25 protein-coding genes are annotated in these 25,789 nt (G+C 60.0%); 10 read left to right on the top strand and 15 right to left on the bottom strand.

The window, feature by feature from the left end; all coding sequences use genetic code 11:
- Window positions 1-97 precede the first annotated feature (97 nt).
- The 3 genes from AC30D7_RS07760 to AC30D7_RS07750 form a co-directional block, all read right to left on the bottom strand.
- Window positions 98-1,111, bottom strand: coding sequence for an AI-2E family transporter (locus tag AC30D7_RS07760; RefSeq protein WP_018928460.1), 1,014 nt, complete (start codon window positions 1,109-1,111; stop codon window positions 98-100).
- A 180-nt stretch (window positions 1,112-1,291) separates the two neighbouring features.
- Window positions 1,292-1,597 carry a PsiF family protein gene (locus AC30D7_RS07755; protein WP_490133631.1) on the bottom strand — a complete coding sequence of 102 codons (306 nt, stop codon included), beginning with the start codon at window positions 1,595-1,597 and terminating at the stop codon, window positions 1,292-1,294.
- 72 nt (window positions 1,598-1,669) lie between these two features.
- Window positions 1,670-2,458 carry an AraC family transcriptional regulator gene (locus AC30D7_RS07750; protein WP_490133630.1) on the bottom strand — a complete coding sequence of 263 codons (789 nt, stop codon included), beginning with the start codon at window positions 2,456-2,458 and terminating at the stop codon, window positions 1,670-1,672.
- Between the two features lie 98 nt (window positions 2,459-2,556).
- Here AC30D7_RS07750 and AC30D7_RS07745 point away from each other — a divergent pair, with 98 nt between their 5' ends.
- On the top strand, window positions 2,557-3,444 hold the full coding sequence (locus AC30D7_RS07745; RefSeq protein ID WP_019582233.1) for a DMT family transporter: 888 nt from the start codon (window positions 2,557-2,559) through the stop codon (window positions 3,442-3,444).
- A gap of 115 nt (window positions 3,445-3,559) precedes the next feature.
- Here AC30D7_RS07745 and AC30D7_RS07740 read toward each other — a convergent pair whose 3' ends face one another.
- The 3 genes from AC30D7_RS07740 to AC30D7_RS07730 all read right to left on the bottom strand — a co-directional run bounded on the left by AC30D7_RS07740 (window position 3,560) and on the right by AC30D7_RS07730 (window position 5,503).
- On the bottom strand, window positions 3,560-4,450 hold the full coding sequence (locus tag AC30D7_RS07740) for an alpha/beta fold hydrolase (RefSeq protein WP_490133629.1): 891 nt from the start codon (window positions 4,448-4,450) through the stop codon (window positions 3,560-3,562).
- Window positions 4,451-4,558: 108 nt separating this feature from the next.
- Entirely contained in the window at window positions 4,559-4,864 is a 306-nt protein-coding gene (locus AC30D7_RS07735; RefSeq protein WP_019582232.1) for a DMT family transporter, read from the bottom strand.
- Window positions 4,865-5,503 (bottom strand): FMN-dependent NADH-azoreductase, encoded by a 639-nt coding sequence (locus AC30D7_RS07730; RefSeq protein WP_019582231.1) that lies wholly within the window; start codon window positions 5,501-5,503, stop codon window positions 4,865-4,867.
- 121 nt (window positions 5,504-5,624) lie between these two features.
- On the opposite strand from AC30D7_RS07730, the gene AC30D7_RS07725 reads away from it, so the two are divergent.
- Window positions 5,625-6,569, top strand: a complete 945-nt coding sequence (locus tag AC30D7_RS07725) for a LysR substrate-binding domain-containing protein (RefSeq protein ID WP_490133628.1) — start codon at window positions 5,625-5,627, stop codon at window positions 6,567-6,569.
- Window positions 6,570-6,771: 202 nt separating this feature from the next.
- On the opposite strand, the gene AC30D7_RS07720 is transcribed toward AC30D7_RS07725, so the two are convergent.
- Window positions 6,772-8,847: an AsmA family protein gene (locus AC30D7_RS07720; RefSeq protein ID WP_490133627.1), complete on the bottom strand. Its 2,076-nt coding sequence runs from the start codon at window positions 8,845-8,847 to the stop codon at window positions 6,772-6,774.
- 378 nt (window positions 8,848-9,225) lie between these two features.
- On the opposite strand from AC30D7_RS07720, the gene AC30D7_RS07715 reads away from it, so the two are divergent.
- The 7 genes from AC30D7_RS07715 to AC30D7_RS07685 all read left to right on the top strand — a co-directional run bounded on the left by AC30D7_RS07715 (window position 9,226) and on the right by AC30D7_RS07685 (window position 14,501).
- Window positions 9,226-9,702 carry a hypothetical protein gene (locus tag AC30D7_RS07715; protein WP_490133626.1) on the top strand — a complete coding sequence of 159 codons (477 nt, stop codon included), beginning with the start codon at window positions 9,226-9,228 and terminating at the stop codon, window positions 9,700-9,702.
- Window positions 9,703-9,863: 161 nt separating this feature from the next.
- Window positions 9,864-10,496: a TetR family transcriptional regulator gene (locus AC30D7_RS07710; RefSeq protein ID WP_490133702.1), complete on the top strand. Its 633-nt coding sequence runs from the start codon at window positions 9,864-9,866 to the stop codon at window positions 10,494-10,496.
- A 273-nt stretch (window positions 10,497-10,769) separates the two neighbouring features.
- Complete coding sequence (gene ureE / locus AC30D7_RS07705; protein WP_105340446.1) at window positions 10,770-11,270, top strand: urease accessory protein UreE; 501 nt, start codon at window positions 10,770-10,772, stop codon at window positions 11,268-11,270.
- Complete coding sequence (locus tag AC30D7_RS07700) at window positions 11,267-11,941, top strand: urease accessory protein UreF (protein ID WP_490133625.1); 675 nt, start codon at window positions 11,267-11,269, stop codon at window positions 11,939-11,941. The genes ureE and AC30D7_RS07700 overlap by 4 nt, the downstream gene beginning before the upstream one ends.
- Window positions 11,942-11,964: 23 nt before the next feature.
- A complete protein-coding gene (gene ureG / locus AC30D7_RS07695) occupies window positions 11,965-12,579 on the top strand; it encodes an urease accessory protein UreG (RefSeq protein WP_490133624.1) in 615 nt (204 codons plus the stop codon).
- A 28-nt stretch (window positions 12,580-12,607) separates the two neighbouring features.
- Window positions 12,608-13,180, top strand: a complete 573-nt coding sequence (locus AC30D7_RS07690) for a HupE/UreJ family protein (RefSeq protein WP_490133623.1) — start codon at window positions 12,608-12,610, stop codon at window positions 13,178-13,180.
- A 193-nt stretch (window positions 13,181-13,373) separates the two neighbouring features.
- On the top strand, window positions 13,374-14,501 hold the full coding sequence (locus AC30D7_RS07685) for an AGE family epimerase/isomerase (RefSeq protein WP_490133622.1): 1,128 nt from the start codon (window positions 13,374-13,376) through the stop codon (window positions 14,499-14,501).
- A gap of 120 nt (window positions 14,502-14,621) precedes the next feature.
- Here the strand turns inward: AC30D7_RS07685 and AC30D7_RS07680 are convergent, their stop codons facing one another.
- The 8 genes from AC30D7_RS07680 to amaB all read right to left on the bottom strand — a co-directional run bounded on the left by AC30D7_RS07680 (window position 14,622) and on the right by amaB (window position 24,451).
- On the bottom strand, window positions 14,622-15,389 hold the full coding sequence (locus AC30D7_RS07680) for an SDR family oxidoreductase (RefSeq protein WP_490133621.1): 768 nt from the start codon (window positions 15,387-15,389) through the stop codon (window positions 14,622-14,624).
- A gap of 745 nt (window positions 15,390-16,134) precedes the next feature.
- Complete coding sequence (locus AC30D7_RS07675; protein ID WP_019582222.1) at window positions 16,135-16,851, bottom strand: ABC transporter ATP-binding protein; 717 nt, start codon at window positions 16,849-16,851, stop codon at window positions 16,135-16,137.
- Entirely contained in the window at window positions 16,848-17,720 is an 873-nt protein-coding gene (locus tag AC30D7_RS07670; RefSeq protein ID WP_018928477.1) for an ABC transporter ATP-binding protein, read from the bottom strand. The genes AC30D7_RS07675 and AC30D7_RS07670 overlap by 4 nt, the downstream gene beginning before the upstream one ends.
- On the bottom strand, window positions 17,717-18,997 hold the full coding sequence (gene livM / locus AC30D7_RS07665; protein WP_018928478.1) for a high-affinity branched-chain amino acid ABC transporter permease LivM: 1,281 nt from the start codon (window positions 18,995-18,997) through the stop codon (window positions 17,717-17,719). Before livM ends, AC30D7_RS07670 begins: the two co-directional genes overlap by 4 nt.
- A gap of 3 nt (window positions 18,998-19,000) precedes the next feature.
- Window positions 19,001-19,915, bottom strand: a complete 915-nt coding sequence (locus AC30D7_RS07660; protein ID WP_007939055.1) for an ABC transporter permease subunit — start codon at window positions 19,913-19,915, stop codon at window positions 19,001-19,003.
- Between the two features lie 171 nt (window positions 19,916-20,086).
- Window positions 20,087-21,220, bottom strand: a complete 1,134-nt coding sequence (locus tag AC30D7_RS07655) for a branched-chain amino acid ABC transporter substrate-binding protein (RefSeq protein ID WP_018928479.1) — start codon at window positions 21,218-21,220, stop codon at window positions 20,087-20,089.
- 363 nt (window positions 21,221-21,583) lie between these two features.
- Window positions 21,584-22,867, bottom strand: coding sequence for an L-pipecolate oxidase (gene amaA, locus AC30D7_RS07650; RefSeq protein ID WP_018928480.1), 1,284 nt, complete (start codon window positions 22,865-22,867; stop codon window positions 21,584-21,586).
- A 93-nt stretch (window positions 22,868-22,960) separates the two neighbouring features.
- On the bottom strand, window positions 22,961-24,451 hold the full coding sequence (amaB, locus tag AC30D7_RS07645; protein WP_019650675.1) for an L-piperidine-6-carboxylate dehydrogenase: 1,491 nt from the start codon (window positions 24,449-24,451) through the stop codon (window positions 22,961-22,963).
- Between the two features lie 187 nt (window positions 24,452-24,638).
- Here amaB and AC30D7_RS07640 point away from each other — a divergent pair, with 187 nt between their 5' ends.
- Window positions 24,639-25,550 carry a LysR family transcriptional regulator gene (locus AC30D7_RS07640; RefSeq protein WP_007939046.1) on the top strand — a complete coding sequence of 304 codons (912 nt, stop codon included), beginning with the start codon at window positions 24,639-24,641 and terminating at the stop codon, window positions 25,548-25,550.
- Window positions 25,551-25,789 lie beyond the last annotated feature (239 nt).

The following is a 25,789-nucleotide window of genomic DNA, read 5'->3' as shown; positions in this document are numbered from 1 at the left end:
TTGGACTGCACAGCAGTCCCTTCTTTTGGAGATAAGGGGGGCCGCTTCGCGCCCCAACGGGAGCAAGCTCCCTCGCCACAATTAGATCAACACTGGATCAAACCATCCCCACCTGCTTCAACTCACTCTTCAGGTACGCGTAATAAATCGGCCCCGCCACCACCCCCGGCAGGCCGAACGCAGCTTCGAACACCAGCATCGCCAGCAGCAACTCCCACGACTTGGCACTGATCTGCCCGCCGACGATGCGCGCGTTGAGGAAGTATTCGAGCTTGTGGATAAAAATCAGATACCCCAGTGCCGCCACCGCCACCCAGATCGACAGTGACAGGCCGACGATGGTGATCAAGGTGTTCGACATCAGGTTGCCGATCACCGGCAACAAGCCGAGCAGGAAAGTCAGCACGATCAGGGTTTTGGTCAGCGGCAGCTTGATCCCGAACATCGGCAGGACCACCGCGAGGAAAATCCCGGTGAAGAAGGTGTTGAGCAGCGAAATCTTGATCTGCGCGAAGACGATGTTGCGAAACGCCTGGACCAACAGGTGCAAGCGGTCGAACAGTGCCGCAGCCAAGGGCTTGCGCTTGGTCAGGTCCGGCACGCGCTGCAAGGCGATGATCGCCCCCAGCACCATGCCGATCAGCAGCGTCACGAACATGTGCGCCGCGTCCTTGCCCACCAGTTGCAAGTCGCTCAAGTGCTTGCTCATCCACTCACCGATGGCCACCCGGAACTCGGCGGCACTGGCCGGCAGATAAGCGTCGATGAACGGCGGCAGCTGCCCGCGTGCGCGGTCGACCACGCCCATGAATTTATCGAGGGAAGCACCGGGGTTTTCCGCCTCGTGCAGCAGAAAACTGATCGCACCGGCAAAGATCAGCGCCAGCACACTGACCACCAAAGTCCCCAGTAACGCCACCGCCAGCCAGCGCGCACGGCGGCCTTCGATCAGCCGTTGCAATTGCGGCGTGAGCATGTTGACCAGTTCGAACACCAACAACCCGGCCAGCAGGCTGGGCAGCAATCGCAGAGGGATCACCAGCAGCAAACCGCCAAAAATGATGACCCAACTGATGAGCAACAAGACCTGACGCTGAGAAAACGCTGACATACAGCCTCAAAACGAACGACGTGAAAGGATTGGCAGTCTGCCAGCGTTCGGATGCCAGCACTAGGGATTGTGCATAACCTGTAGGAGCGAGGCTTGCCCGCGAAGAATGCACCGCGATTTTTCAGGTATTACGCGTCATCGTTCTTCGCGGGCAAGCCTCGCTCCTACAGGAGAAGATGTTTATTTTTTCTTCAGGCACTCACTCATGAAAGCTTTGCGCGCATCGCCCTTGAGGCCCTGGGTAGTGGCATCGGCGTTACAGGTCTTCATCTTTTCTTGTTGAGGTGTCATGGGCTTGGCGGCATCGGCGGCCGGCGCGGCTTTGAGGCAGGTACTCATGAAGGCTTTGCGCTCATCGCCCTTGAGGCTCTTGGCGGTAGCTTCGGCATTGCAGGTAGTCATTTTGTTCTGCTGGGCAGTGGCAGCAAAACCCTGGGAGCAGAGCAGCAGACCGATCATCAACAACGGGGCATGCAACATCTTCATGGAGTGTTCTCCTTGTTACCGCACCGATGGGTACGGCCTCGCTCTGGAGTGTAGACAAAGCCTGTTACACGTTCACCTGCTATCAAGGTGGCTGCGCCGATACTGTTCCGGCGTGCACCCGGCCTGGCGCTGAAACATCGCGATAAACGCCGAGCCGGTGCTGTAACCCATGTCGAAGGCGATTTCCTGAATGCTGCGGTGGCTGTCCAGCGCTTCGATCGACGCCAGAAACCGCAACCGTTGCCGCCACTCACCGAAACTCATGCCCAACTCGCGGACAAACTGCCGTGCCAAGGTGCGTTCGCTGACGTGAATCTGCGCGGCCCAATGCGCCAACGGCCGGTTATCCCCAGGCTCGGCCTGTAAGGACTCAAGGATGCCGAGTAACCCGGGACTGCTGGCGTAGGGCAAATAACACTCATGCATTGGCGCCTGTTGCAGTTGGTCCACCAGCACTTGAGCCAGACGCTGGTCCGCATCGCGATCGGGAATTTTCACATCACGCGCGGCGAAGTCCTTGAGGATCGCCTTGAGAATGTCGCTGATCGCCAAGGTGCACGCCTGCTGCGGCAAATCGCGACACAACGCCGGCACGAGGCAAACCGCGCGGTAGTTGATCGGCTGATGGCTATAGAAACTGTGTTCGGTTCCGGGCGGCACCCATACCGCGTACTGCGGCGGCGACATGAAGCGGCTGCCGTCGACATCCATGTGCAACACACCATGGGCCGCGTACTCCAGCGTGCCCCACGGATGTCGGTGAGGTGCGGCGTATTCGTGGGCGTTGAAGTCGGCATAGCGGAAATACACCGCCGACGGCAGTTCGCTGAAATCCAGCAGGTCGATGTGTTTACTGTTCATGCTGTCCGGAATCAGGGGCAGATTGTCTGGATCGCAGTATAGGCTTGCATCCAGACAGACGGATAATTGCCCCTCATTAACGTTCTGGCTTTTTACCGATGCAATACGCTTATCCCCTGCTGGCCATTTTCATTTGGGCCGGCAACACCGTGATCAACAAACTCGCGGTGGGCGCAATCTTCCCCGCCGAAATCGGCTTCTACCGCTGGCTGCTGGCCGGGATTCTGTTCACGCCTTTCATGCTTAAGCCAGTGATCGCCCATTGGCCGGTCATACGCCCAAACCTGGGGAGGATCTTCATCCTCGGCGTACTCGGCATGGCGGTTTATCAGAGCCTGGCCTATTTCGCTGCAACACTGACGTCGGCCACCAACATGGGCATCATTTTGTCGCTGATGCCATTGATGTCGCTGGCCATGGCGATGGTCAGCCTCGGCCAACGCCTGACCGCCGGTGCGCTGGCCGGTGCGGTGCTGTCGTTTGCGGGGGTTTTGGTGGTGGTGTCGTCCGGCAGCCTCGGCGCATTGCTCGAACACGGGGTGAACCTGGGCGACGCGATGATGCTGATCGCCACGCTGGCGTATGCGGTTTACAGCACCTTGCTGAAAAAATGGCAGCTGCGCTTGCCGCCGCTGGTGTTGCTGTATTTACAGGTGCTGGTGGCGGTGGTGGTGCTGTTTCCGCTGTTCCTCGCCTCACCGAAAATCGGCCCGACCCTGCATAACATTCCGCTGGTGCTTTACGCCTGTCTGCTGGCCTCGATGCTTGCGCCGCTGGCGTGGATGCAGGCCGTGGTGCGCCTGGGCCCGAGCCGGACCACGCTGTTTTTCAATCTGCTGCCGTTGATTACGGCGCTGATTGCGGCGGTGGTGCTGCATGAGCAGTTGGCGCTGTATCACCTGGTGGGTGGGGTGTTGACGTTGGGTGGGGTGATTTTGTCGGAGCGCTGGACTACCGTGCTGGGCCGCAAGAACAGCGTTGCCTGACCGGACGCCTTCGCGGGCAAGCCACGCTCCCACAGATTTTGTGTCGGACGCTGGCAATGGGCACGACGCCAAACCTGTGGGAGCGTGGCTTGCCCGCGAAGAACGATAACGCGGTCTAAACCCCCGCCGCCTTCAACCGCGCGGCATGCTCGACAAACAACCGCACCGGCTCCGCCCCTTTGCCCACCAGCCCCAGGGATTGGTTGACGATATCGAAATGATCCATCGGGTATTGATCGCCAATCACCGTCCCGAGATGCGAGCTGTAACGCCCGACCATCCCGTCGCACTGCCCGGCTTCACGCACGAAGGTTCTGGCAAACAACCGGCAACTGCGGTTAGTGCCGTCGAACAGGTTGCACCCGCGATCGGTCTTGCCCGGCTGCAAAGTCCCGGACCAGGAGTAATAGCGCACGCCATTGACCACTTCCGGGCCATGCCCACCCCAGGTGTCAGGCAGCCCCTGTGGATAACGCTGATTGAACAGCGCCACGCCGGCCGTGGTCAGCGATTGGTGCGAAGCCGGGATATCCACCGGCAGTCGCGGCCCGCGATAACCGGTTTCCAGCAGGCACATCAACGCGCTGATCAACCACAAAAAAAAGGTGAGCAATCGGCCCTTGGTGCTGTCTGCCGGATAGTGATCGTGCAGGTAGTCCGCCAGCTCCGAACCGTGATTGGGCCCGGCCACCGAGGTTACCGACGCCACCTGGTCCGGGCGTTTTGCCGCGGCATAACGAGCGGTCAGCGAGCCCTGGCTGTGGCCGATCAGGTTGACCTTCTCGGCCCCGGTGTCGCGCAGGATTTCCTCGATTCGTGCCAGCAATTGCTCACCACGCACCTCGGTTGAGTTGAGCGGCGAGACCTGCACCGCGATCACGGTTGCACCGTCCCGGCGCAACGCCGAAATGATCCCGAACCAATACGGATAGAGCAGCAGACGAATAAACCCGAGCATCCCCGGGACCAGCACCAACGGGTAACGCGTGGCGGAGCCTTGCGACATGGATGAACATCCTTGTGGTCGGTGAGATGAAGCAAGGCTGGATGCAAGGCCTCAGCCAAGCATCGCCACCCAAGATGACAACCCGGTGACCCATCTATGACATCCACCCTACTTCAACCCCACCACGCCCGCCACAATCAGCCCGACCGACACCAGCTTCAGCGCAGTCAGGCTTTCGCCTAGCAGTGCAAAACCGAGGAACACCGTGCCCAATGAACCGATGGCGGTCCAGATCGGGTAGGCGATGCTCACCGGCAATTCGCGCATGGCCAGGGTCAGGAAGTAAATCCCGCCCACGGCCGCCGCCACCGTCATCACTGATGGCCAGAGCCGGGTGAAGCCTTCGGCGTACTTCATGCCCATGGCGAAGGTGACTTCAAACCCGGCGGCAATCAGCAAGAACAGCCAGGCCATCTAGAACTCCCTGGCCAGCGCCAGCAAGCGCTGTTCGGCCTCGGCTACGGAAACCTGGAAGGTGCGCTCGGCGGACTCTTCACCCTCGGCGGCGACAACCGTGACGTCAGTGATGCCGATGAACCCCAGTGCCGTGCGCAGCAACGGGTCGGCATGGTTCATCGCTTCAAGCTCGCCACCGGGGCCGAAGCCAAACCCGCCGCGACTGGTGACGATCAACGCCTTCTTGCCCCGCACCAACGGTTCGTACTGCGCGATGCCGTTGTCCAGGGAGTGATTGAACGTCAGCCCGAGCCGCACAATCTGGTCGATCCAGGCCTTGAGGCCGCTGGGCACGCTGAAGTTATACATCGGCGTGGAAATCACCAGCAGATCATGACCGAGCAACTCCCCCACCAACTCATCGCTGAGTGCCAGGTCGGCCTGCATCGACAACGGTCGCGCTTGAGGCTCCGGATGAAAAGCAGCCGCTACGAAGGCTTCGTTGACGGCCGGGATCAACGCCCGGCCGACTTCACGGCGGGTCAATTGCGACTGCGGGTTACGGACCTGCCAGGCTGAAAGAAACACCTCGGCCAACCGCCGCGAATGAGAGCGTTCGCCACGGGGGCTGGCGTGAATGGCAAGAATTGTGCTCATCTGAATCTCCTTGAGGGCTAAACTGAAACGGCTTGTGGTTGCAGCTTGAAGCGCACAGCCACCTGCCTTCAAATGAGCAAAAATCAGTCTGGATGAATCTATTTCACCCATGGAGTTTTAAATGTTTGCCTCGTTGCCATTGACCGCCCTGCGGGCCTTCGAATCCGCCTCGCGCCTGCTGAGTTTCAAGGCGGCCGCCGAAGAGCTGTCCGTGACGCCGACGGCCATTTCCCATCAGATCCGCTCCCTGGAGAACTGGCTCGGCGTGCCGCTGTTCGAACGACTGCCACGCCAGGTGCGCCTGACCGAGTGCGGCGAACGGCTGTTCCGTAGCCTGCATGGCGCCCTGCTGGAAGTGGCGCAAAGCGTCGATACCTTGCGCCCGCAACGCAGCGGCACGAGCCTGACGATCTCCACCACCGCCGCTTTCGCCGCCCTTTGGCTGGTGCCACGGCTGGGACGGTTTTATGCCCGGCATCCGCACATCAGCGTGCGGCTGGACACTCACTGCGAAGTCATCGATTTGCATCAGGATGCCAGCGTCGATCTGGTGCTGCGCTACAGCCAAGACGACTACCCGAACCTGTATGGGTTGTGCCTGTTCGACGAATCCTTCGGGGTTTATGGCTCGCCTGAACAAGTGGCCCTGGCGACCAGTCGGGTACCCACCCTGATCAGCGTGCAGTGGCATAACTCCAAACTGTATGCCCACGGCTGGGAAGCCTGGTGCGCGCAATCCGGCGAAACCTGGCTGGCCGGACAGCCAGCGGTGCGTGAATACGACGAAGAGCATTACGCCCTGCAAGCCGCCATTGCCGGGCAAGGTTTGGTGCTGGCGAGCAATATTCTGGTGTCGGAGAGTGTGGCCAGCGGTCTGTTACTGCCTTATCGGGGTGAGATTCAGGTCGATGGGGCCGGATACAGCGCACTGTGTGTACCGGGACGCGAACGGCATCCGCCGGTGCGGGCGTTTTTTGCGTGGTTGCAGGAGGAGGCTCGATTGTCCGGTCTGTTGCCAAGATCGCAGCCTGCGGCAGTTCCTGCAGGGGAACGCATTCCAATGTAGGTGCATCAAAGACATCCTGGCCTGGGACATAGAGCAGGCAGATGACTCGCCGATATTCTGAAAGATCTATAGCGACTCTTGAACCGCCTTCGCGAGCAAGCCACGCTCCCACAGGTTTCGTGTCGCATGCCGACAATAGGCACGACGCAAAACCTGTGGGAGCGTGGCTTGCCCGCGATGGCGTCTTTACATACGCCGGAAATTACTTGGTGGGCTTGACCGTCACCGGCGCCTTGCCCGCCTTCATTTGCTCCAGCAACGGCGCACACTGATTCGGATCGCCAGCACTCGGTGCAATCAGTGCCAGCAGGCCCGCCGCCGGCGCGGCAATCACACCCAACGCCACCATCCCGGCCCCGCGCAGCATCAGCGGCACCGCTTTCACCCCCGCATCCGGCTTGATGAACTTGCCCCGCACATACAGTGGCGAACGCAACGAAATCAAGCGCCAGCCCTTGGATTCCGGGCTGATGGTCAGGTCCAGTTGCTCGGTCGCCATGTTCGCCGTGCCATCGATGTAGACAATCGCGTTCTCGGTATCGAAGACGAACAACTGCGTGGTCGCCAGACCGCTCTTGATGTCGAAATTGGCCGCCGCGCAGTTGATCTTCACTTCCTTGTCGCCAAAGATTTTCCCGACCACATAGTTGCCGACATTGAGCCCGGCCAGCTCCATCAACTCGCGACTGATGGCGCCATCATTGATCAGCATCTTCAAATTGCCGTCGGCGGTGCCCAGCAGCTTGGCCACCGAGTTGCCACGACCGACAAGGTCGGCATCGCCATTGAGCTCACCGAAACTGGTTTTCATACGTTCAATGGAGGGGAACAACTGTTTGAGCTTGAACTTGCGCGCGGTCAACTTGGCCTGGCCTTCCAATGGCTCGGTGCGCCCGTTCAGGCGAATCTGCGCATCCAGATTGCCGCCCGCCACGCCGAAACGCAGGGGCTCAAGGCGGAGCACACCGTCGGTCAGCACCAAATGGGTGTAGAGATCGTTGAACGGCAGTTTTTCGCTTTGGACGATGCGCTTGCCGGTGAATTCGACGTCAGCATCCATGTCGCGCCAGCGCTCGGTCTTGAATTCCTCGACCGGCAGTATCTTGTCCGCCGGCTGTTTGCTTTCACCGCCGCGGGCCTTTTGCTTGGCATTGGAGTCGGCGCCGATCAGTGGGGCCAGGTCGGCAAACAACAGTTGATTGGACTCCACCGCCCCGCTGAGCTTGGGCCGCGGCTGGCTCGCGACAAAGGCCAGGTTGCCGTGGATGTCACTCTCGCCAATCTTGCCGTTGAAGTCCTCATAGCGGTAAACCGCCCCGCCCGACTCATGCAACTTGGCGGTCAAATGCCCATCCGTGGCGTACGGCGGGGTATCCGGCAGGGTCACGCCGATCAGCGGATAGAGATTGCCCAGGCTGGCACCGGCCAGTTTCAGGCGCAGATCCAGGGCGCCGAGGTTCAATGGATCGGTGAGCGTGCCGGCCAGTTCGACGCTGGTGTCGGCAATCTTCATTTGCGCATGAAGCGGGAACGGCTTGGTGGCGTCCTGCAAGGCCAGCAGACCGCCAATTTTGCCTTGGCCGGCGAGATTCTGGCCGTGGTATTGCCCTTTGACCTTCAAGCCAAACGCGTAATCCTGCGGTGAGCCGCCCTTCTCAAGCGCGGTTTTCGCCGCTTTGTCACCGACGATGTCGCTGAATGGAATCGGTTTGCCCAATGGATCGATAAGCAGATCCAGTTGAGTCTTCAGGTTCTGGTCATCAAGCGTGACATGGCCCTTGTCGAATCCAACGGCTCCGATGTCCAGCACCCAGCTCGAAGGCTCGGCGTTCGGGTCTTTGGGGTCGAACTTGAACGTCCAGTTGGCACGGCCGTCGGCCAGACGCTGCAAGTCGGCATTGGGTTCGGTCAGGTCGATGCGCGGGATCACCACCCGTTGCATCAGCAAGGCCAGCGGTGAAATGCGCAGTTCGACGCGTTTGAGGGTGGCCATCTGCGGTTGCTTCGACCAGTCCGGGTTGCCCAGGCTCAGATCCTCGGCCACCACATGCGGCCACGGCACCCAGGCCCGCCAGCCACCCTCATCGGGCTCGCGCTGCCAGATCACCGCGAGGTTGCCATTGATGGCGAATGAACGATGCAGTTCTTCGGACACTTTGGCGTTAAGGGGCGGCTTGATCCGGTTCCAATCGAAGAATGCGATGAGCAGCACCAGGACGGCTAGCAGCACAACGAGGCTGGCAAAGGTCCAGGCAAATATTTTACGAGTGCGCGTCATTGCACAGGGCTCCTGAATACGACTGAGCGCCCGGACAGCGACGCACGGATGAAACGTTAGGCCAGAACCGGCCTGCCATGAAATGTACGACTGGAAAACGGCCCGCAGGTTTAACCCGAAGGCCGATCGAACGCAAATAGCCGTCTCGCCCCTCTCTTTTTAGCGTTACCGACCCCGCACTTTCGCGAGGCGAAAATGAGTCGAAACTACCCACCTCAGTGCAAAAACGCTCGCCGGAAACGCCCGGTCTAGAGCCGCTCGGCCAAACAATCAATTCCGTTGATTATTACCATTGCGTTTATGAACTTTTATATCGACTTATCGAGAGTAGCATTGCCCTCGTACCCACTTTATCGCCCTCCCAAGGAGCAACCCATCATGAAACGCGAATTACTGCTTAGCCTGACCCTCTCGATGTTAGCCAGCACCGCTTTTGCTCTGCCGGCTGCCGATCAGGCCACTCCACAAGTCAAAGACAGCCATTCGGTGTTCAGCCAGACCGTTGCCGATGGTGCCAACGGTAACGAGCGCCTGAAAGAAAAAGGCTTGATCACTCAAGATGGTTCGGATCGTACTCCACAGGGCCAAACCCTGGCGGCTGACGGTGCCGATCATACTCCACAAGGCCAAACCCTGGCGGCTGACGGCACCGACCGTACTCCACAAGGCCAAACCCTGGCCGCCGACGGCACCGACCGCACTCCACAAGGCCAAACCCTGGCCGCTGACGGTGCCGACCGTACTCCACAAGGCCAAACCCTGGCGGCTGACGGTGCCGATCGCACTCCACAAGGCCAAACCCTCGCTGAAGGTGGTGGTGACCGTGTGATCGAACGCAACAGCGCTGTGAGCTAAGCCCATGGCGGCCTGGAAAAAAAGCCCAATCCCCGGATTGGGCTTTTGACTTTATAGAAGCTGCATTAGCCCCCGCGTGATCCCCCGACAGTCCGTTCGACGCCAGCGAAGCCGATTTGCTAGAGTGCGCCGCTGTCCCTGTCCAGAAAACACCCTTGCGAATGCTGCCCCGCGCCGAACAGAAACAACAGACCCGCAACGCCCTGATGGACGCTGCCCGCCACCTGATGGAAAGCGGCCGAGGATTCGGCAGCTTGAGCCTGCGCGAAGTGACGCGAACCGCCGGGATCGTGCCCACTGGTTTCTACCGGCACTTCGCCGACATGGACGAATTGGGCCTGGCGCTGGTGTGCGAAGTCGGCCAGACCTTCCGCGAAACCATTCGCCTGGTGCGCCATAACGAATTCGTCATGGGCGGCATCATCGATGCCTCGGTGCGGATCTTTCTCGATGTGGTAACGGCCAATCGCTCGCAGTTCCTGTTTCTTGCCCGCGAGCAGTACGGTGGTTCATTGCCGGTGCGCCTGGCCATCGGCCGCTTGCGCGAAGACATCAGCTCGGACCTGGCGGCCGATTTGTCGCTGATGCCGAAACTGCAGCATCTGGGCATCGCCGACCTGAGCGTCATGGCCGATCTGATCGTCAAAAGTGTGTTCGCGACCTTACCGGACATCATCGATCCGCCGGCCGAAGCATTGCCGCTGCACCTGACACCACAAGCGAAGATCACCCAGCAATTGCGGTTTATCTTCATCGGCCTCAAGCATTGGCAAGGACTCGGCAGTACCGAGTAACGCCCTCACCCGGTGGGAGCGGGCTTGCTCGCGAAGGGGCCATCACATTCAACATCTGAGTAGCCTGTTACTCCGCCTTCGCCAGCAAGCCCGTGCCCACACAGGTATTCGCCATAATTTGGTGCGCACAAAAAACCGAGTGCACCAAAACCTCTCAAAACCCTGCAACATCCAGAAACATTCGCTACGCTCTGACAGGGTTTTCCTACACATCACCCGATTGGCAAGCCCCTTGCTCTAGCCTGAGCATTGTCCATTGCTGGAAGCCTTCCGATGCTGGTGATTCATCGCAGAATCGACCCTCAACCCGTCTGGGCCGCCGAGTTGCACCTGACCTTCGAAGCCAGGAGCAAAAGTCGCTTGCGCTGTTTCAGTGCCGAGGGTGAAGACGTCGGCTTGTTTCTGGAGCGCGGCCAGCCGCCGCTGTATGACGGCGAATGCCTGCAAGCCGAAGACGGGCGCGTCGTGCGCGTCTGTGCTCGCCCCGAACAACTGCTACACGTCACCTGCGCCAATGCGTTCGAACTGACCCGCGCCGCCTATCACCTGGGCAACCGCCACGTGGCCCTGCAAGTCGGCGACGGCTGGTTGCGCCTGCTCGACGATTACGTGCTCAAGGCCATGCTCGAACAGCTTGGCGCCAAGGCCGAGAACATCGAAGCGCCGTTCCAGCCGGAACACGGTGCCTACGGCGGCGGCCATCACCACTCGCGCCACGGTGACGAGGACTTCAACTACCCGCCGAAACTGCATCAGTTCGGCGTGCGTTTATGAACCCGGCCTGGGCGCTGCTGCGCCTGGCCAGCCCGCAGTTGCCGATTGGCGGCTACAGCTATTCCCAGGGTCTGGAAATGGCGGTGGATAACGGTCGGGTCAATGATCCCGACAGCGCGCGACGCTGGATCAGCGATCAGTTGCTGTTGAACCTGGCGCGTTTCGAAGCGCCACTTCTGCTCGCGCATTGCACCGCCGCCGCCGAAGAAAACTGGACCCAATTGCTGCAACGCTGTGAAGAGCATCGCGCCAGCCGCGAAACCCGCGAGCTGCATCAGGAGAGCCGGCAGATGGGCTATTCGCTGCAGCAACTGCTCAACGGCTTGCCGGAGCTGGACGAGCCTGCTCGCGCCTTTCTCGAGCAACGCCCTGAACCGCACTTGGCTCTCGGCTGGGCGCTGGCGGCTCGCGCCTGGAACATCAACCCGCAAGATGCGCTGGCCGCCTGGCTCTGGAGCTGGCTGGAAAACCAACTGGCGGTGTTGATGAAAACCCTGCCGCTGGGCCAGCAAGCCGCACAACGCCTGACCAGCGAACTGCTGCCGTTGCTGCAACAGGCGCAGCAAGACGCCAGCCGAATCAATCTCGAACACGTTGGCAGTGCCGCTTTCGGTCTGTCCCTGGCGTGCATGGCCCATGAGCGCCAGTACAGCCGTCTGTTCCGTTCCTAGGGCCTTTTAGTTTGGAGAATCACATGAACACACAACCCCTGCGCGTCGGCATCGGCGGCCCGGTCGGCTCCGGCAAAACCGCCTTGACCCTGGCCCTGTGCCTGGCCCTGCGCGAGCGCTACAACCTGGCCGTCGTGACCAACGATATCTATACCCGCGAAGACGCTGACTTTCTGGTGCGCAACGAAGCCTTGGCGCCGGAGCGTATCATCGGCGTGGAAACCGGCGGCTGCCCGCATACGGCGATCCGCGAAGACGCCTCGATCAACCTCGAAGCCGTGGATCAACTGAACCGGCGCTTTCCGGGGCTGGATCTGATTCTGGTGGAGTCTGGCGGCGACAACCTCTCGGCGACCTTCAGCCCGGAGCTGTCCGACCTAACTATCTACGTGATCGATGTCTCCGCCGGCGACAAGCTGCCGCGCAAGGGTGGCCCCGGCATCTGCAAATCCGACCTGCTGGTGATCAACAAGATCGACCTGGCGCCGCTGGTAGGCGCGTCGCTGGAGATGATGGACAGCGACACCCGACGCATGCGCAACGGCAAGCCGTTTGTCTTCAGCAACCAGAAAACCGGCCAGGGCCTTGAAGAAATCATCGCCTTCATCGAACGCCAGGGCTTGCTGACTGCGGCCTGATCACACTTATCAACAAGGAAGCTTATCCATGACATTGAAACGCATTCTGGGCGCCATGGCCCTGCTGCTGACCCCAGCCATTGCCTTCGCCCACCCGGGCCATGGCGACAACGGTTTGATCGCCGGCATCAGCCACCCGATCGGCGGCCTCGATCACTTGCTGGCGATGGTTGCCGTGGGGTTGTGGGCGGCGCAGCAGAAAGGCGCTGCGCGCTGGGCCCTGCCGTGCACATTCGTGGGCACCATGTTGATCGGCGGCTTGCTGGGTTTTGAAGGACTGAACCTGCCGGCGCTGGAAAGCGGGATTGCGGCATCGGTATTGGCGCTGGGCCTGGCGGTGGCGTTGGCAGTGCGTCCGCCGTTGAGCCTGGCGGTGGCGGCGACCGCGTTGTTCGCGCTGTTTCATGGCGTGGCGCATGGTCTGGAATTGCCGGACATGTCCAGTCCCTGGGCGTATGCCGCAGGGTTTGTGGCAGTGACAGCGGCGTTGCATGCCGCGGGTTATGCGGTGGTTCGCGTCTTGCCTCAGGCCGCGGCACCGTTGGTTCGGCTGGCGGGGGCGGCGTCGGCGGCGACCGGAGCTTGGTTATTAGCGGGTTAATTCTCTAGCGTCTGGACTGACCTCTTCGCGGGCAAGCCTCGCTCCTACAGGATTGTGTTTGACCCCGCAATTCGTGTCATGACACGAAACCTGTAGGAGCGAGGCTTGCCCGCGAAGGCGGCCTGACAGACACCGCATCTCTAAGGCCTGCTAACATGTCGCGCAATTAACCCTGCCGTGACGACGCCAGCCAATGCCGCATGTTTCCCGCTCCGCCTCCCAGCCTGAATTGACCGCCCTGTTCGCTTCGGTGCAACAGCACTTCCAGGACGTGATCGTGCCGCTCTGGCAGGGCCCCGGCTGGAACGCCGACATGGCGTTGCCTTATGAGGCGCTGGATGCCGAGCATAAACCGCTGCCCCCTCAGCGCTACCGGGCCATGGCCTGCGCGCGGCAGCTGTATTTGTTCTCCAGCCTGATCGGCCAGGTGCCCAAGGCTGAAGAGCGCGCGGCGGCGCTGTTTCGTTCCTTGCAACGGCATTTCCACGATGCCGAGCATGGCGGCTGGTTCTACAGCATCGACCCGCAAGGTACGCCGCTGGACCAGCGCAAAGACCTCTACACCCACGCCTTCATCCTGTTCGCTTGCGCCCATTATTGGGACAAGGTTCGCGAACCGCTGGTGGAGTCGGTACTCAACGCCGCGCTGGAAGTGGTGGCGCAGCGTTTCGCCACGGGCGACGGCCTGTACGAAGCCAGCCTGGACCGTGATTGGTCCTCGCTCGACTCCGGTCCATTACAGAACCCGCTGATGCATTTGGCCGAAGCCTTCCTCGCCACCCTGTCGGTGCGCGAAGACGCGGCTGTGCAGAACGCGCTCATCGAGTTATGCACAGCCATGCAAAAGCGTTTCATCGACCCGCGACATGCGGTGTTGATGGAGAAGCCGCTGGGAGCTGTGGATAACTGGTTCGAGCCGGGCCATCAGTTCGAATGGTATTTCCTGCTGCAATCCTCGCCATTGCTGCGCGGCTCGACACTGCATGCCTCGCTGGAGCGCGCGTTTGCGTTCACCGAGCAACGGGGCGTCGATCAGCAGACCGGCGCCGTGCGAGCAATGCTTGAACTGGACGACCGCCCTCGCGACGCAACCCAACGCATCTGGGCTCAAGCCGAATACCTGCGCGCCCTGACCTTGCGCCCGGGCAGCGAAGCATCGGTGCAACGCCAATTGCAGGCGTTGCAACAGCGCTTTCTGCACGCGGGCGGTTGGTATGAGTGTCGCGATGAGCAGGGCGAAGTGAGCCGCAAGGACATGCCTTCGACCACGCCTTATCACTTGGCAACCTGCTATCGCGGGCTGGCCGAGTATTTGCGCTGACTGAAAAATTGTTTTCGCGGGCAAGCCTCGCTCCTACAGGTTTTATGTTGAATCGCGACTCTGCGAACAACACATAATCCGTAGGAGCGAGGCTTGCCCGCGAACAGCCGTTACTCGGTCTTACACCTTGGCATTACGCTCAATGGCAAACCCACTCCAGGTCTGGCTCACCGGCATCAGCTCGAGGCTGTTGATGTTGATGTGGGCCGGTGCGTTGAGCACCCAGAAAATGGTCTCGGCGATGTCTTGCGGCTGGATCGGGTCGGCACCGGCGTAAGTGGCGTTGTAACGCTCCTGGTCACCGGCAAAACGCACCAGCGAGAACTCGCTCTCGCACAGGCCCGGCTCGATGTTGCTGACCCGCACGCCCGTACCTTGCAGGTCGCAGCGCAGGTTCAGGGAGAACTGTTTGACGAACGCCTTGCTCGCGCCATACACGTGGCTGCCCGGGTACGGGTAGTTGCCGGCGATGGAGCCGAGGTTGACGATACTGGCGCCACGGCCATGAGCGATCAAACGCGGCAGCAACAGGCGGGTGCTGTACATCAGGCCTTTGATGTTGGTGTCGACCATGGTGTCCCAATCATCGAGATCGCACTTGGGCGCCGGATCCACACCGAGGGCCAGGCCGGCGTTGTTGATCAGCCCGCGCAGCTTGGCGAAGGACGGCGGCAGGTTGGCAATCGCCTCCTCCATGGCCTTGCGATCCCGTACGTCGAGCACCAGGCCATGGACCTCGGTCTGCTTCGACAACTCGGCGCACAGGGCATTGAGGCGCTCTTCACGACGACCTGTCAGCACCAGTTTCCAGCCGGCCTCGGCAAAACGACGGGCACAGGCTTCACCAAAACCGGAGGTCGCGCCGGTAATAAACAGGGTGTTGGACATCGTGTTCTCCTTGCTTCGGCTGACAGTCAGCCCTTGGAATAGAAAATCAACCGGCAGCATGCCCGGCCTTGCCCACAGCGGCAACCATGGCAAAAACCGTACAAAAAACGATCAATGCTGGCAACAGCCCATGCCCCGCGGCTTGCAGCCATGTACGCGCACCTTATCCACAGGCCGGTCCACAGTTTCCGGGGGCAAGTGGAAAAGCTGCAAGCCGCTATCCACAAGGCTTTGCGGGTAGATTTGAAAGTTTTTTTCTTGACCCTGAGGCATCCGCTGTGTAGTCCAGGGCAATTTGCACGACCGAGTGGTCATAGCGACGATGGCGCCAAGCCAGCAACCACGGCCCTCAGCCGAGTCTTTCCAGAGTTTAACCACAGACTTATCCACAGGCTTGTCCACCTCGGCTCATACCGTGTTCGCTCATAACAAAAAGGTTGACAATGCCCACTTCAGGCTCGCCAAAAGCACCTGATCAAAAAACAATCATCTCTCTGCAAGCCACGTATTCAAAGGCTTACAGCCAGCTACTCCCACGTTATTCACAGCCAGCTCCACAGCAAACGGGGACAAGTCAAAACCGTGACAAAACAGCAATTTGCAGCGGCTTTATGTCGCGCTTTGAGAGGTCATGAATATTGTTTTCCACAATTTCCCTTTACCTCAAACCACAGCCTCGTGTAGGGATTGTGCGGGCATAAAAAAACGCCCTGAGTTCGTCAGGGCGTTTTCCAGGCTCTTCGGTTTAGTGCCCGCCAAGATAGGCGTTACGCACCTCCTCGTTCACCAGCAGCTCCTTGCCGGTGCCGCTGAGGCGGATCTGCCCGTTGACCATCACGTACGCCCGGTCCGACAGCTTGAGGGCGTGGTTGGCGTTCTGCTCCACCAGAAAGATGGTCATGCCCGTCTTGGCCAGTTCCCGCAGGGTCGCGAAGATCTGTTTCACCACAATCGGCGCCAGCCCCAGGCTCGGCTCATCGAGCAGCAACAGCTTGGGTCGGCTCATCAACGCCCGGGCGATGGCGAGCATTTGCTGCTCGCCACCAGACATGGTCATGGCCCGCTGGTTACGCCGTTCCTTGAGCCGCGGAAACAGCTCGAACATGCGCTCCATGTCCTCGGCGGCGTACTTGTCACCGATCGGGATGGTGCCCATCAGCAGGTTTTCCTCGACGGTCATGTCGGGGAACACCCGGCGGCCTTCCGGCGACTGAGCGATACCGTTGGAGGCGATGTAGTGGGACGACTTGTGAGTGATATCCACACCCTGATAGACGATTTGCCCGTCAGCCGCCCGTGGCTGACCAAAAATCGACATCAGCAGGGTCGACTTGCCGGCACCGTTGGAGCCGATCAGGCTGACGGTCTCCCCTTCATTGATGTGCAACGAGACTTTCTTCAGAGCCTGGATCGGTCCGTAGAACACGTCGATCTCTTTCAGTTCGAGGATCGGTTGACTCATACCAGTTCCTCTTCGTCGGCGCCCAGATAGGCGGCAATCACTTTCGGATCGTGTCGGATCGCATCAGGCCCGCCCTCGGCGATGACAACGCCGTGGTCCAGCACCACGATGTGGTCGGAAATGCTCATGACCATGCCCATGTCGTGTTCGATCAACACCACGGTCAGATCATGCTCGTCACGCAGCAGCCGGATCATCGCGCTCAGCGCTTCGGTTTCCTGAGGGTTGAGGCCGGCGGCCGGTTCGTCGAGGCAGATGATCTGCGGCCGGGTACACATGGCCCGGGCGATCTCCAGACGGCGTTGCTGACCATAGGACAGTTCACCGGCCAGACGGTTGGCGCAGTCCACCAGGTCCACCACTTCCAGCCAGTAGAAGGCGTGGTCCAGCGCATCGCTTTCGGCCTTGCGATAACCCTTGGTGTTGAGGATGCCGGCCAGCATGCCGCGGTTGACCCACATGTGCTGGGCTACCAGCAGGTTTTCCAGTACCGACATCTCCTTGAACAGGCGAATGTTCTGGAAAGTCCGCGCCAGACCGGCACGGTTGATCAGGTGCGTGCCACCGAACATCTTGTAGTGGAGCCGGCTGATGAAGCTTTTCGGCGAAACGAAATCGGTTGCCTTGAACGGCTCCCCGAGCATTTTGATGACGTTGGTCTTCACCCCACGGGTGTTGAGCTCGATATGCCCGCCGGACGCTTTATAGAACCCGGTCAAGCAGTTGAACACAGTGGTCTTGCCCGCGCCGTTGGGGCCGATCAACGCGAAGATCGAGTTGCGCTTGACCTTCAGGCTGACGTCACTCAACGCCTTGATGCCACCGAAGTGCATCATCAGGTTCTCGACCGAGAGTACGACTTCACTCATGGCGCTACTCCTTTACGCGGGGTCACACCGGTACGGCTGATCCGGATCAGGCCGCGCGGTCGCCAAATCATCATCAACACCATCAGGATGCCGAACAGCAGCACGCGATATTCAGCGAAGCCGCGCAGCAGTTCCGGGGCGACGGTCAACACGAATGCTGCCATCACCACGCCGATGGTCGAACCCATGCCGCCAAGTACCACGATGGCGAGGATCAATGCCGATTCGAAGAAGGTGAACGAGGTCGGGTTCACAAAGCCCTGATAGGTCGCGAAGAACACGCCGGCCAGGCCCGCCGTCGATGCGCCGATGGTGAACGCCGACAGTTTGACCAGTACGTGATTCAGACCCATGGAGCGACAGGCGATTTCGTCTTCACGCAAAGCTTCCCATGCGCGACCGACCGGCATGCGGGTCAAGCGATGCTTGATGTACAGCACGGCCAGCACCACCAGGAACAACACCGCATAAATGAAGTAGTACTTCACGTCCGGGTTGTAGGCGATGCCGAAGAACTCATGAAAAGGTACCCCGCCGTCCTTTGCCCGCTTTCCGAATTCGAGACCGAAGAAAGTTGGCAACGGCGCCGCCATGCCATTCGGGCCACCGGTCAGGGACAACCAGTTGTTGAGGATCAACCGGATGATTTCACCAAAGCCCAGGGTCACGATTGCCAGATAGTCGCCGTGCAGACGCAGCACCGGGAAACCCAGGATGCACCCCGCCAGCCCGGCAGTGATCGCCGCCAAAGGCAGCACCGTCCAGAAGCCCAGCCCCAGATATTGGTAACCGAGCGCCAGGCCGTAAGCGCCGATGGCATAGAACGCCACATAACCCAGGTCGAGCAGGCCAGCCAGACCGACCACGATGTTCAGGCCCAGGCCCAGCAGCACGTAGATCAACCCAAGGATGACTACGCCCAACAGGTAAGAGTTGGAGAAGAACGGGAATACCACGGCGACAACGATCACCAGCGGGACGACCCAGCGCAACCGGGATTTGTAATCAGGCGCCAGAACATGAACACCGGAACCGGTGCTCTCGAAGCCTTCGAGAATTCTCAGGCCTTTGGGGGTTTGCAAGAATAGGCTCAGGGCAAAGCGGCCAGCCATAACGATGGCGACTATCCATGCCACGCGCGTCGGCTGCAGGTTGAAGCCGTAGCCGTCGAGGACCACACCAACAATCGGGCCGAACACAATCAGGGCGATGAGGCCGGCAAGAATCGCGTCAACCAGGCTTTTTTTGACATCAATGGTTTTAGTGGTTGAAGACATCGCTTACACCTTCGACACAAGAGGACGGCCAAGCAGGCCTTGAGGCCGAAAGACCAGAACAAGAACGAGCAGCGAGAAGCTGAAAACGTCTTTGTAATCCGAGTTGACCAGCCCCGAGAACAGCGACTCGGAGATCCCGAGAATGATCCCCCCCAGCATGGCGCCGGGCAGTGAGCCGATCCCGCCGAGCACTGCCGCGGTGAACGCCTTGATCCCGATGACAAAGCCTGCATAGAAGTCGAACGTGCCGTAGTTCATGGTGATCAGCACACCGGCCAGGGCCGCCATCGCCGCACCGATGATGAACACGTAGGAAATCACCCGATCGGTATTGATCCCCAGGATCGAAGCCATCTTGCGGTCTTGCTGGGTGGCGCGGCACATGCGGCCGAGTTTGGTGTACTTGATGACATAGGTCAGCAAGCCCATGCCGACGAATGCGGCAACCAGAATGAAGATTTTGGTGTAAGTGAGTTGAACGAAGCCGCTCCCGACTTCAACTCGCCATGCACCGGTCAGCAGTGTTGGTACACCTTGTTGACGGGCACCCTGACTGATCTGTGCATAATTTTGCAGGATCAGGGAAATACCGATGGCGCTGATCAGCGGTGCCAGTCGGGTGGAGTTGCGCAGCGGTTTGTAAGCGACACGCTCAATGACCCAGCCATACACCGCGGTGACGATGATGGTGAAAACCAGGGTGCCGAGCATCAGCAGCGGGAAGGATTCAATACCGAAGTAAGCCAGCAGAGCCAGACTGATCGCCGCGAGGTACGCAGAGATCATGTAAACCTCGCCATGGGCGAAGTTGATCATGCCGATGATGCCATAGACCATTGTGTAGCCGATGGCGATCAGGCCATAGACCGACCCGAGGGTCAGGCCGTTGACCAGTTGCTGCAGGAAAATACCATCCATAACGCAATCTCACGCACTTGAGAGACTGCACAGAAGCCGGGGGCGACGGACCGGGGTTCAGCCGCCGGCGCAACTCGGTTGTGTGCAGCTCTACGAGAAAAGACAGGTACTGCACGGACATGTTTCAGGACTGCCCGGCGCGCAAGGCGCCGGGCAGATCAACCGCTCATATCACTTCTGTTTTTCCAGCTGGTGGTATTTGCCGTCCTTGTCCCACTTGTAAACCACGTAGTCGGAGACTTTCAGGTCGCCCTTGCTGTCCCAGGTCTTCTCGCCCATGACGGTCTTGACCGGGTTGGCTTTCAGCCATTTGGCAGCGTCTTCGCCCTTGTTGGATTTGGCGCCATTGAACGCTGCGGCCAGGGTCTGGACCGAAGCGTAAGCGTACAAGGTGTAGCCTTCAGGTTCGGTGCCGGCCTTGCGGAAGGCGTCTACCACGGTCTTGCTGTCTGGCAGCAGACGTGGGTCGGCGCCGAAGGTCATCAGTACGCCATCAACGTTCTGTGGGCCACCGGCGGTGGTCACCAGTTCGTCAGTCACGATGCCGTCATCGGACATGAACTTGACGTCTTTGAGGCCCTGTTCACGCAGTTGCCGAACCAGTGGACCGGCTTCCGGGTGCAAGCCGCCGAAGTAGACCACGTCGGCACCGGCCGCACGGATCTTGGTGACGACGGCGCTGAAGTCTTTCTCGCCGCGAGTCAGGCCTTCATACAGCACTGGCGTTACGCCGCGCTTGATCAGTTGAGCCTTGGTGGCATCTGCCAAGCCTTGGCCATAGGTGTCCTTGTCGTGCAGCACGGCGACTTTCTTGCCCTTGAGCACGTCGACGATATAGTCGCCAGCCACGATACCTTGCTGGTCGTCACGCCCGCACATGCGGAACATGGCACTCAGGCCGCGCTCGGTCACCTTGGGGTTGGTGGAACCTGGGGTGATCGTGATGATGCCGGCTTCATCGTAGATCTCGGAGGCAGGGATGGTCGACGAGGAGCAGAAGTGACCTACCACACCAACGACTTTCTTTTCAGTCAGGTCTTTGGCGACCGTCACAGCCTGCTTCGGCTCGCAGGCATCATCGCCTTTGACCAGTACGATTTTTTCCCCGTTGACACCGCCGGCGGCGTTGACCGCATCAGCGGCTGCCTGTGCACCCTTCATGTACTGCTCGCCAAATGCCGCGTTGGCGCCTGTCATAGGGCCGGCCACACCGATTTTCACATCAGCCTGTGCAAACGCAGAAACACCCAACGCAGCTGCCACTGCGAGGGCCAGAAAGCCTTTCTTGTAAAACGTCTGGGACATGAGGTGGTGCTCCAAGGTTTTTTTTAGTTGGCACTGCGACTTCACTGAATGCTCAGAGCAAGGGCCGTGCCATCGGTTTTTTATTCTGAAAAAAGTCGCTGCTTTCTTGTTATTTCGACTGTTTCGATCCCATTTTCATTGGGTGTGCAACCGTCTAAACCGCGGGAGGTGAAACCTTATATTTTTTGAGGCGCAACCCGCATGCGCCATCATTGCAACCATGGCACCAAACGATGTGCAACCTGCCTGTAACAGCCTGCGTCACCGAACTGCACACTGCTGGTGCGCAACTGCTACAACCCGCACCATTACAGGCTAGCCGCTTCGCCAAAAAGCGCCGCTTCCGGCAACATATTTCAACAATCAGATCACGATCCGCAGGCACTGGCCCGCGTGATACAGCGAAAAACCAGCCTCATACAGGCAGCTTCGCAGCCCCACACCCGCCAATGGCTGCATGGGTGCAAAGGGAATCGGCAAGGCCTGAGGATTTCCGTTACACAGATAATCGGCAAAGGCTTTGCCGACCACTGTACCGGTGGTTACCCCTCGACCGTTGTAACCGGTAACGGCCACCAGACCCGGTGCTGGCTCGAACAGGCGCATCAAATGATCGGGGGTGAAGGCGATGCAACCGGTCCAGGTGCATTCCCATTCCACCGGTTTCAGGTAGGGGAAATAATGTTGCTGAACCCGGTCGGCCCAGGCTTTGAGGAACCAGGTCGGTTTCTGGTTGCCATTGCCGAGACTGCCGAGCAATAACCGCCCTTCGGCATCGCGACGGATGCTGCTGAGCACTTGTCGGGTATCCCACGAACCTTGGCCACCGGGCAGAATCTGCTGCGCGGCATCTTCGGTCAGCGGCACCGAGGCCACTTGATAGTAATAACCGGGGAAGAAGTTGCGACGCAGCTCCGTCCAGTCGCCTTCGGTATAGGCATTGGAGGCGATCACCACCTGTTCGGCCAGCACCGAACCCTGGGCGGTCTGCACTGACCAGCGCTGGCCCTGACGTTCGAGTCGGGTCACCGGGGAATGATCGAACAACTGCCCCCCAAGGCCGATGGCCGCATTGGCCAGCCCTGTGGTGTAGGCCATCGGGTTGATCGTGCCGGCACGCCGGTCGAGCAGCGCGGCGGCGATCTTCCTGGTGCCCGTGGCTTGCTCGCAGGCAGCTCCGGTCAACAATTCCACCGGTGCCCCACGACGTTTCCATTGTTCTTCGCGACTGCGCAGGTCCGCCTCGCCACGCGCGTTGTGCGCCATGTGCAGCGTGCCTTCGCGGCGCAACTGGCAATCGATGTTGTATTTGTCGACCAGGCTGAACACCAGCGACGGCGCCGCTCCGAGCATACGGTTGAGCTGACTGCCGACCGCCTTGCCAAAACCGGCTTCGATTTCGTCCGGAGGAATCCACATCCCCGCGTTGACCAGCCCGACGTTACGCCCCGAACCGCCATGGCCAGCACGATGCGCTTCCAGCACACAGACACTTTTGCCTTGCTCCAGCAGATGCACCGCCGCCGACAGCCCGGTGAAACCGGCACCGATGACGCAGACATCCACCGTCACCTCACCCTTGAGCGCCGCATTGTCGGGCCTTTGCGGCGTCAGTTTTTCCCACAGACACTCTTCGCGTAACGGCATTGCCAGACTCCGAAAATGAAACCTAACCAACACACCATCGATCGTTCCCACGAGAGCGCGGGAACGATCGATCAACAGCTTGCAGCCTGCTGCTTAATCGAACGTAATCCCCTGAGCCAACGGCAACTCCAGCGAATAGTTCACGGTGTTGGTCTGGCGGCGCATGTACCCGCGCCATGCATCGGAGCCCGACTCACGACCGCCGCCCGTTTCCTTCTCGCCGCCGAACGCGCCGCCGATTTCCGCGCCGCTCGGGCCGATGTTGACGTTGGCGATGCCGCAATCGCTGCCCACCGCCGACATGAACCGCTCGGCTTCACGCACGTCGGTGGTGAAGATGCACGACGACAGGCCTTGTGGCACGGCGTTGTTCAGGCGCAATGCCTCTTCGAAATCGGTGTAACCGATCACGTACAGAATCGGCGCGAAGGTTTCGTCGCGCACCACATCGCTCTGTTCCGGCATTTCGACGATGGCTGGCGAAACGTAGTAAGCGTTGGGGAATTTGTCTTCCAGCTGACGCTGGCCGCCAAACACCCGGCCGCCTTCGCTCAAGGCTTGCTCCAGCGCGTCCTGCATGTTGTCGAAGCTGTGTTTGTCGATCAGCGGCCCGACCAGGTTGCCTTCCAGTGGATGGCCGATGCGCACCTTGGAGTAAGCGGCTTTCAGGCGGGTAACGATTTCTTCTTTGACCGATTCGTGAGCGATCAGGCGACGCAAGGTGGTGCAACGCTGACCGGCAGTGCCGACGGCGCTGAACAGAATCGCCCGCACAGCCATGTCCAGATCGGCGCTTGGGCCAAGGATCATCGCGTTGTTACCGCCCAGTTCCAGAATGCTGCGGGCGAAGCGTGCGGCGATTTTCGGTGCCACTTCGCGGCCCATGCGGGTGCTGCCGGTGGCGCTGACCAGCGCGACACGCGGGTCATCGACCAAGGCTTCACCGGCATCGCGACCACCGATGATCACCTGGCTCAGGTGCGGTGGGGCGTCGCTGAAGTTCTTCAGGACGCGGTCGAACAGCGCTTGGCAGGCCAGCGCGGTGAGCGGGGTTTTCTCCGACGGTTTCCAGATCACCGGGTTGCCGCACACCAGCGCCAGCGTCGCGTTCCAGGCCCAGACGGCGACCGGGAAGTTAAACGCGCTGATCACGCCGACGATGCCCAGCGGGTGCCAGGTTTCGCGCATGTGGTGGCCAGGGCGCTCGGAGGCGATGGTCAAACCGTACAACTGACGGGACAGACCGACCGCGAAGTCGCAGATGTCGATCATTTCCTGAACTTCACCCAGGCCTTCCTGAGTGATCTTGCCGGCTTCCCAGGAAACCAGCTCACCGAGATCGGCCTTGTACTCGCGCAGGATGTCGCCCAATTGACGAACCAGTTCGCCACGGCGCGGCGCCGGCACCTTGCGCCACAATTCGAACGCATGATCTGCGCGACTGATGTGCTGCTCGACTTCAGCGGCGCCTTCCCAGTTCACGGCGGCAATCCGACTACCGTCGATGGGCGAATGCACCGGCACTTTGCCGTTCTGGTACAGGGCCGGGTTCACACCAAGACGATCAAGCAATGCGGCAACCATGGGTCACTCCTCGAGCAGAAACAGAAATCGTGCAGCCGGATTAATTCGACTGATCTGACCTGTAGTTTTAGCGCTCCCGAGGTTCTCCAACAAACGACGATTAAGCGAGATATCATTCCGTTTATTCATGCTGCGAATCTGCCGGTAACACGCGTGCCACGTAGAGAGACAAGAACAAGGAGAACCGATGCTGAATAAACGCTACTTGCCGTCGATCACTGCGCTGCAGTGTTTCGAGGCCGTGACCCGGCATTTGAGCTTCACCCGCGCCGCCGAAGAGCTGAACCTGACCCAGAGCGCCGTGAGCAAACAGGTCGCGCAACTCGAAGAGTTGTTGCAGCACCTGTTGTTCCGCCGGGTGCGCCGACGCCTGCAAATGACCCCCGCTGGCGATTTGTATTTGGTGGAGGTGCGAAAAATCCTCACCCAAGTCGAAATGTCGACCCATTACCTGCGTTCCTACGGCGGAGACACCGAAGTCTTGCGCGTCTCCACGCCTCCGACCTTCGGCGCGCGCTGGCTGGTGCCACGCTTGAAAGGCTGGCGCCTGCGTCATCCGTCAATCCATCTGGACCTGTGCAGCGAACAGGAAGCAGACGATCTGCTGCAAGGTCGCAGCGACCTGGCGTTCTACTTCGGCCAGGGCTCACGGCCCGGCACCGAATGCCTGAAGCTGTTCGGCGAAGAGCTTGTTCCTGTGTGTGCCCCAGGCAGTCTGCCGGACACGCCATTCACCGATCCGACGCAGCTCACCGACCTGGTCCTGCTGCAAAACGCCTCCCGGCCCCAGGCCTGGCACGACTGGTTCGACAGCCAGGGCTACCACACTGAACACAGCTACCACGGCCCGCGTTTCGAAACGTTCTATATGTGCATCCGCGCCGCCCAGGTTGGCTGTGGTGTGGCGCTGCTACCGAAGTTTCTGGTGGAAGAGGAATTGGCCGACGGCAAACTGGTCATTCCCTGGCAGCATGCAATGCCGAGCACTGACGCCTATTACCTGGCGTATCCGGAGCATTCGGCGGAAGTGCCCAAGGTGCGGGATTTTGTGAAGTGGATGCTGGAGCAGATGGACAATCCGAATACACCGCAAAGTTGAAATATCATGCAAAACTCTGTGGCGAGGGGGCTTGCCCCCGTTGGGTCGCGTAGCGACCCCAAAACCTGCAATCGCGGTCCCTCAGACAGATCATGCATGCGGAATTTACGACTGCTGCGCAGCCGAACGGGGGCAAGCCCCCTCGCCACAGAGATCTCTAGCGTCTAAAAAATTGCTGGCAATCCTCACCGCTGATATGCGCCACTAGCCCCATTCATTGAAACAGTTGCAACGTCGCT

It is taken from the genome of Pseudomonas sp. DF5 (assembly GCF_058148225.1).
The sequence above is the reverse complement of the archived record's forward strand: the minus strand, read 5'-3'. Positions and strand labels throughout refer to the sequence as shown.

What these genes read in the sequence shown, in the direction of transcription:
- AC30D7_RS07760 (WP_018928460.1), bottom strand. Translation starts at nt 1,111, where the DNA reads ATGTCAGCGTTTTCTCAGCGTCAGGTCTTGTTGCTCATCAGTTGGGTC.
- AC30D7_RS07755 (WP_490133631.1), bottom strand. Translation starts at nt 1,597, where the DNA reads ATGAAGATGTTGCATGCCCCGTTGTTGATGATCGGTCTGCTGCTCTGC.
- AC30D7_RS07750 (WP_490133630.1), bottom strand. Translation starts at nt 2,458, where the DNA reads ATGAACAGTAAACACATCGACCTGCTGGATTTCAGCGAACTGCCGTCG.
- AC30D7_RS07745 (WP_019582233.1), top strand. Translation starts at nt 2,557, where the DNA reads ATGCAATACGCTTATCCCCTGCTGGCCATTTTCATTTGGGCCGGCAAC.
- AC30D7_RS07740 (WP_490133629.1), bottom strand. Translation starts at nt 4,450, where the DNA reads ATGTCGCAAGGCTCCGCCACGCGTTACCCGTTGGTGCTGGTCCCGGGG.
- AC30D7_RS07735 (WP_019582232.1), bottom strand. Translation starts at nt 4,864, where the DNA reads ATGGCCTGGCTGTTCTTGCTGATTGCCGCCGGGTTTGAAGTCACCTTC.
- AC30D7_RS07730 (WP_019582231.1), bottom strand. Translation starts at nt 5,503, where the DNA reads ATGAGCACAATTCTTGCCATTCACGCCAGCCCCCGTGGCGAACGCTCT.
- AC30D7_RS07725 (WP_490133628.1), top strand. Translation starts at nt 5,625, where the DNA reads ATGTTTGCCTCGTTGCCATTGACCGCCCTGCGGGCCTTCGAATCCGCC.
- AC30D7_RS07720 (WP_490133627.1), bottom strand. Translation starts at nt 8,847, where the DNA reads ATGACGCGCACTCGTAAAATATTTGCCTGGACCTTTGCCAGCCTCGTT.
- AC30D7_RS07715 (WP_490133626.1), top strand. Translation starts at nt 9,226, where the DNA reads ATGAAACGCGAATTACTGCTTAGCCTGACCCTCTCGATGTTAGCCAGC.
- AC30D7_RS07710 (WP_490133702.1), top strand. Translation starts at nt 9,864, where the DNA reads ATGCTGCCCCGCGCCGAACAGAAACAACAGACCCGCAACGCCCTGATG.
- ureE (WP_105340446.1), top strand. Translation starts at nt 10,770, where the DNA reads ATGCTGGTGATTCATCGCAGAATCGACCCTCAACCCGTCTGGGCCGCC.
- AC30D7_RS07700 (WP_490133625.1), top strand. Translation starts at nt 11,267, where the DNA reads ATGAACCCGGCCTGGGCGCTGCTGCGCCTGGCCAGCCCGCAGTTGCCG.
- ureG (WP_490133624.1), top strand. Translation starts at nt 11,965, where the DNA reads ATGAACACACAACCCCTGCGCGTCGGCATCGGCGGCCCGGTCGGCTCC.
- AC30D7_RS07690 (WP_490133623.1), top strand. Translation starts at nt 12,608, where the DNA reads ATGACATTGAAACGCATTCTGGGCGCCATGGCCCTGCTGCTGACCCCA.
- AC30D7_RS07685 (WP_490133622.1), top strand. Translation starts at nt 13,374, where the DNA reads ATGCCGCATGTTTCCCGCTCCGCCTCCCAGCCTGAATTGACCGCCCTG.
- AC30D7_RS07680 (WP_490133621.1), bottom strand. Translation starts at nt 15,389, where the DNA reads ATGTCCAACACCCTGTTTATTACCGGCGCGACCTCCGGTTTTGGTGAA.
- AC30D7_RS07675 (WP_019582222.1), bottom strand. Translation starts at nt 16,851, where the DNA reads ATGAGTCAACCGATCCTCGAACTGAAAGAGATCGACGTGTTCTACGGA.
- AC30D7_RS07670 (WP_018928477.1), bottom strand. Translation starts at nt 17,720, where the DNA reads ATGAGTGAAGTCGTACTCTCGGTCGAGAACCTGATGATGCACTTCGGT.
- livM (WP_018928478.1), bottom strand. Translation starts at nt 18,997, where the DNA reads ATGTCTTCAACCACTAAAACCATTGATGTCAAAAAAAGCCTGGTTGAC.
- AC30D7_RS07660 (WP_007939055.1), bottom strand. Translation starts at nt 19,915, where the DNA reads ATGGATGGTATTTTCCTGCAGCAACTGGTCAACGGCCTGACCCTCGGG.
- AC30D7_RS07655 (WP_018928479.1), bottom strand. Translation starts at nt 21,220, where the DNA reads ATGTCCCAGACGTTTTACAAGAAAGGCTTTCTGGCCCTCGCAGTGGCA.
- amaA (WP_018928480.1), bottom strand. Translation starts at nt 22,867, where the DNA reads ATGCCGTTACGCGAAGAGTGTCTGTGGGAAAAACTGACGCCGCAAAGG.
- amaB (WP_019650675.1), bottom strand. Translation starts at nt 24,451, where the DNA reads ATGGTTGCCGCATTGCTTGATCGTCTTGGTGTGAACCCGGCCCTGTAC.
- AC30D7_RS07640 (WP_007939046.1), top strand. Translation starts at nt 24,639, where the DNA reads ATGCTGAATAAACGCTACTTGCCGTCGATCACTGCGCTGCAGTGTTTC.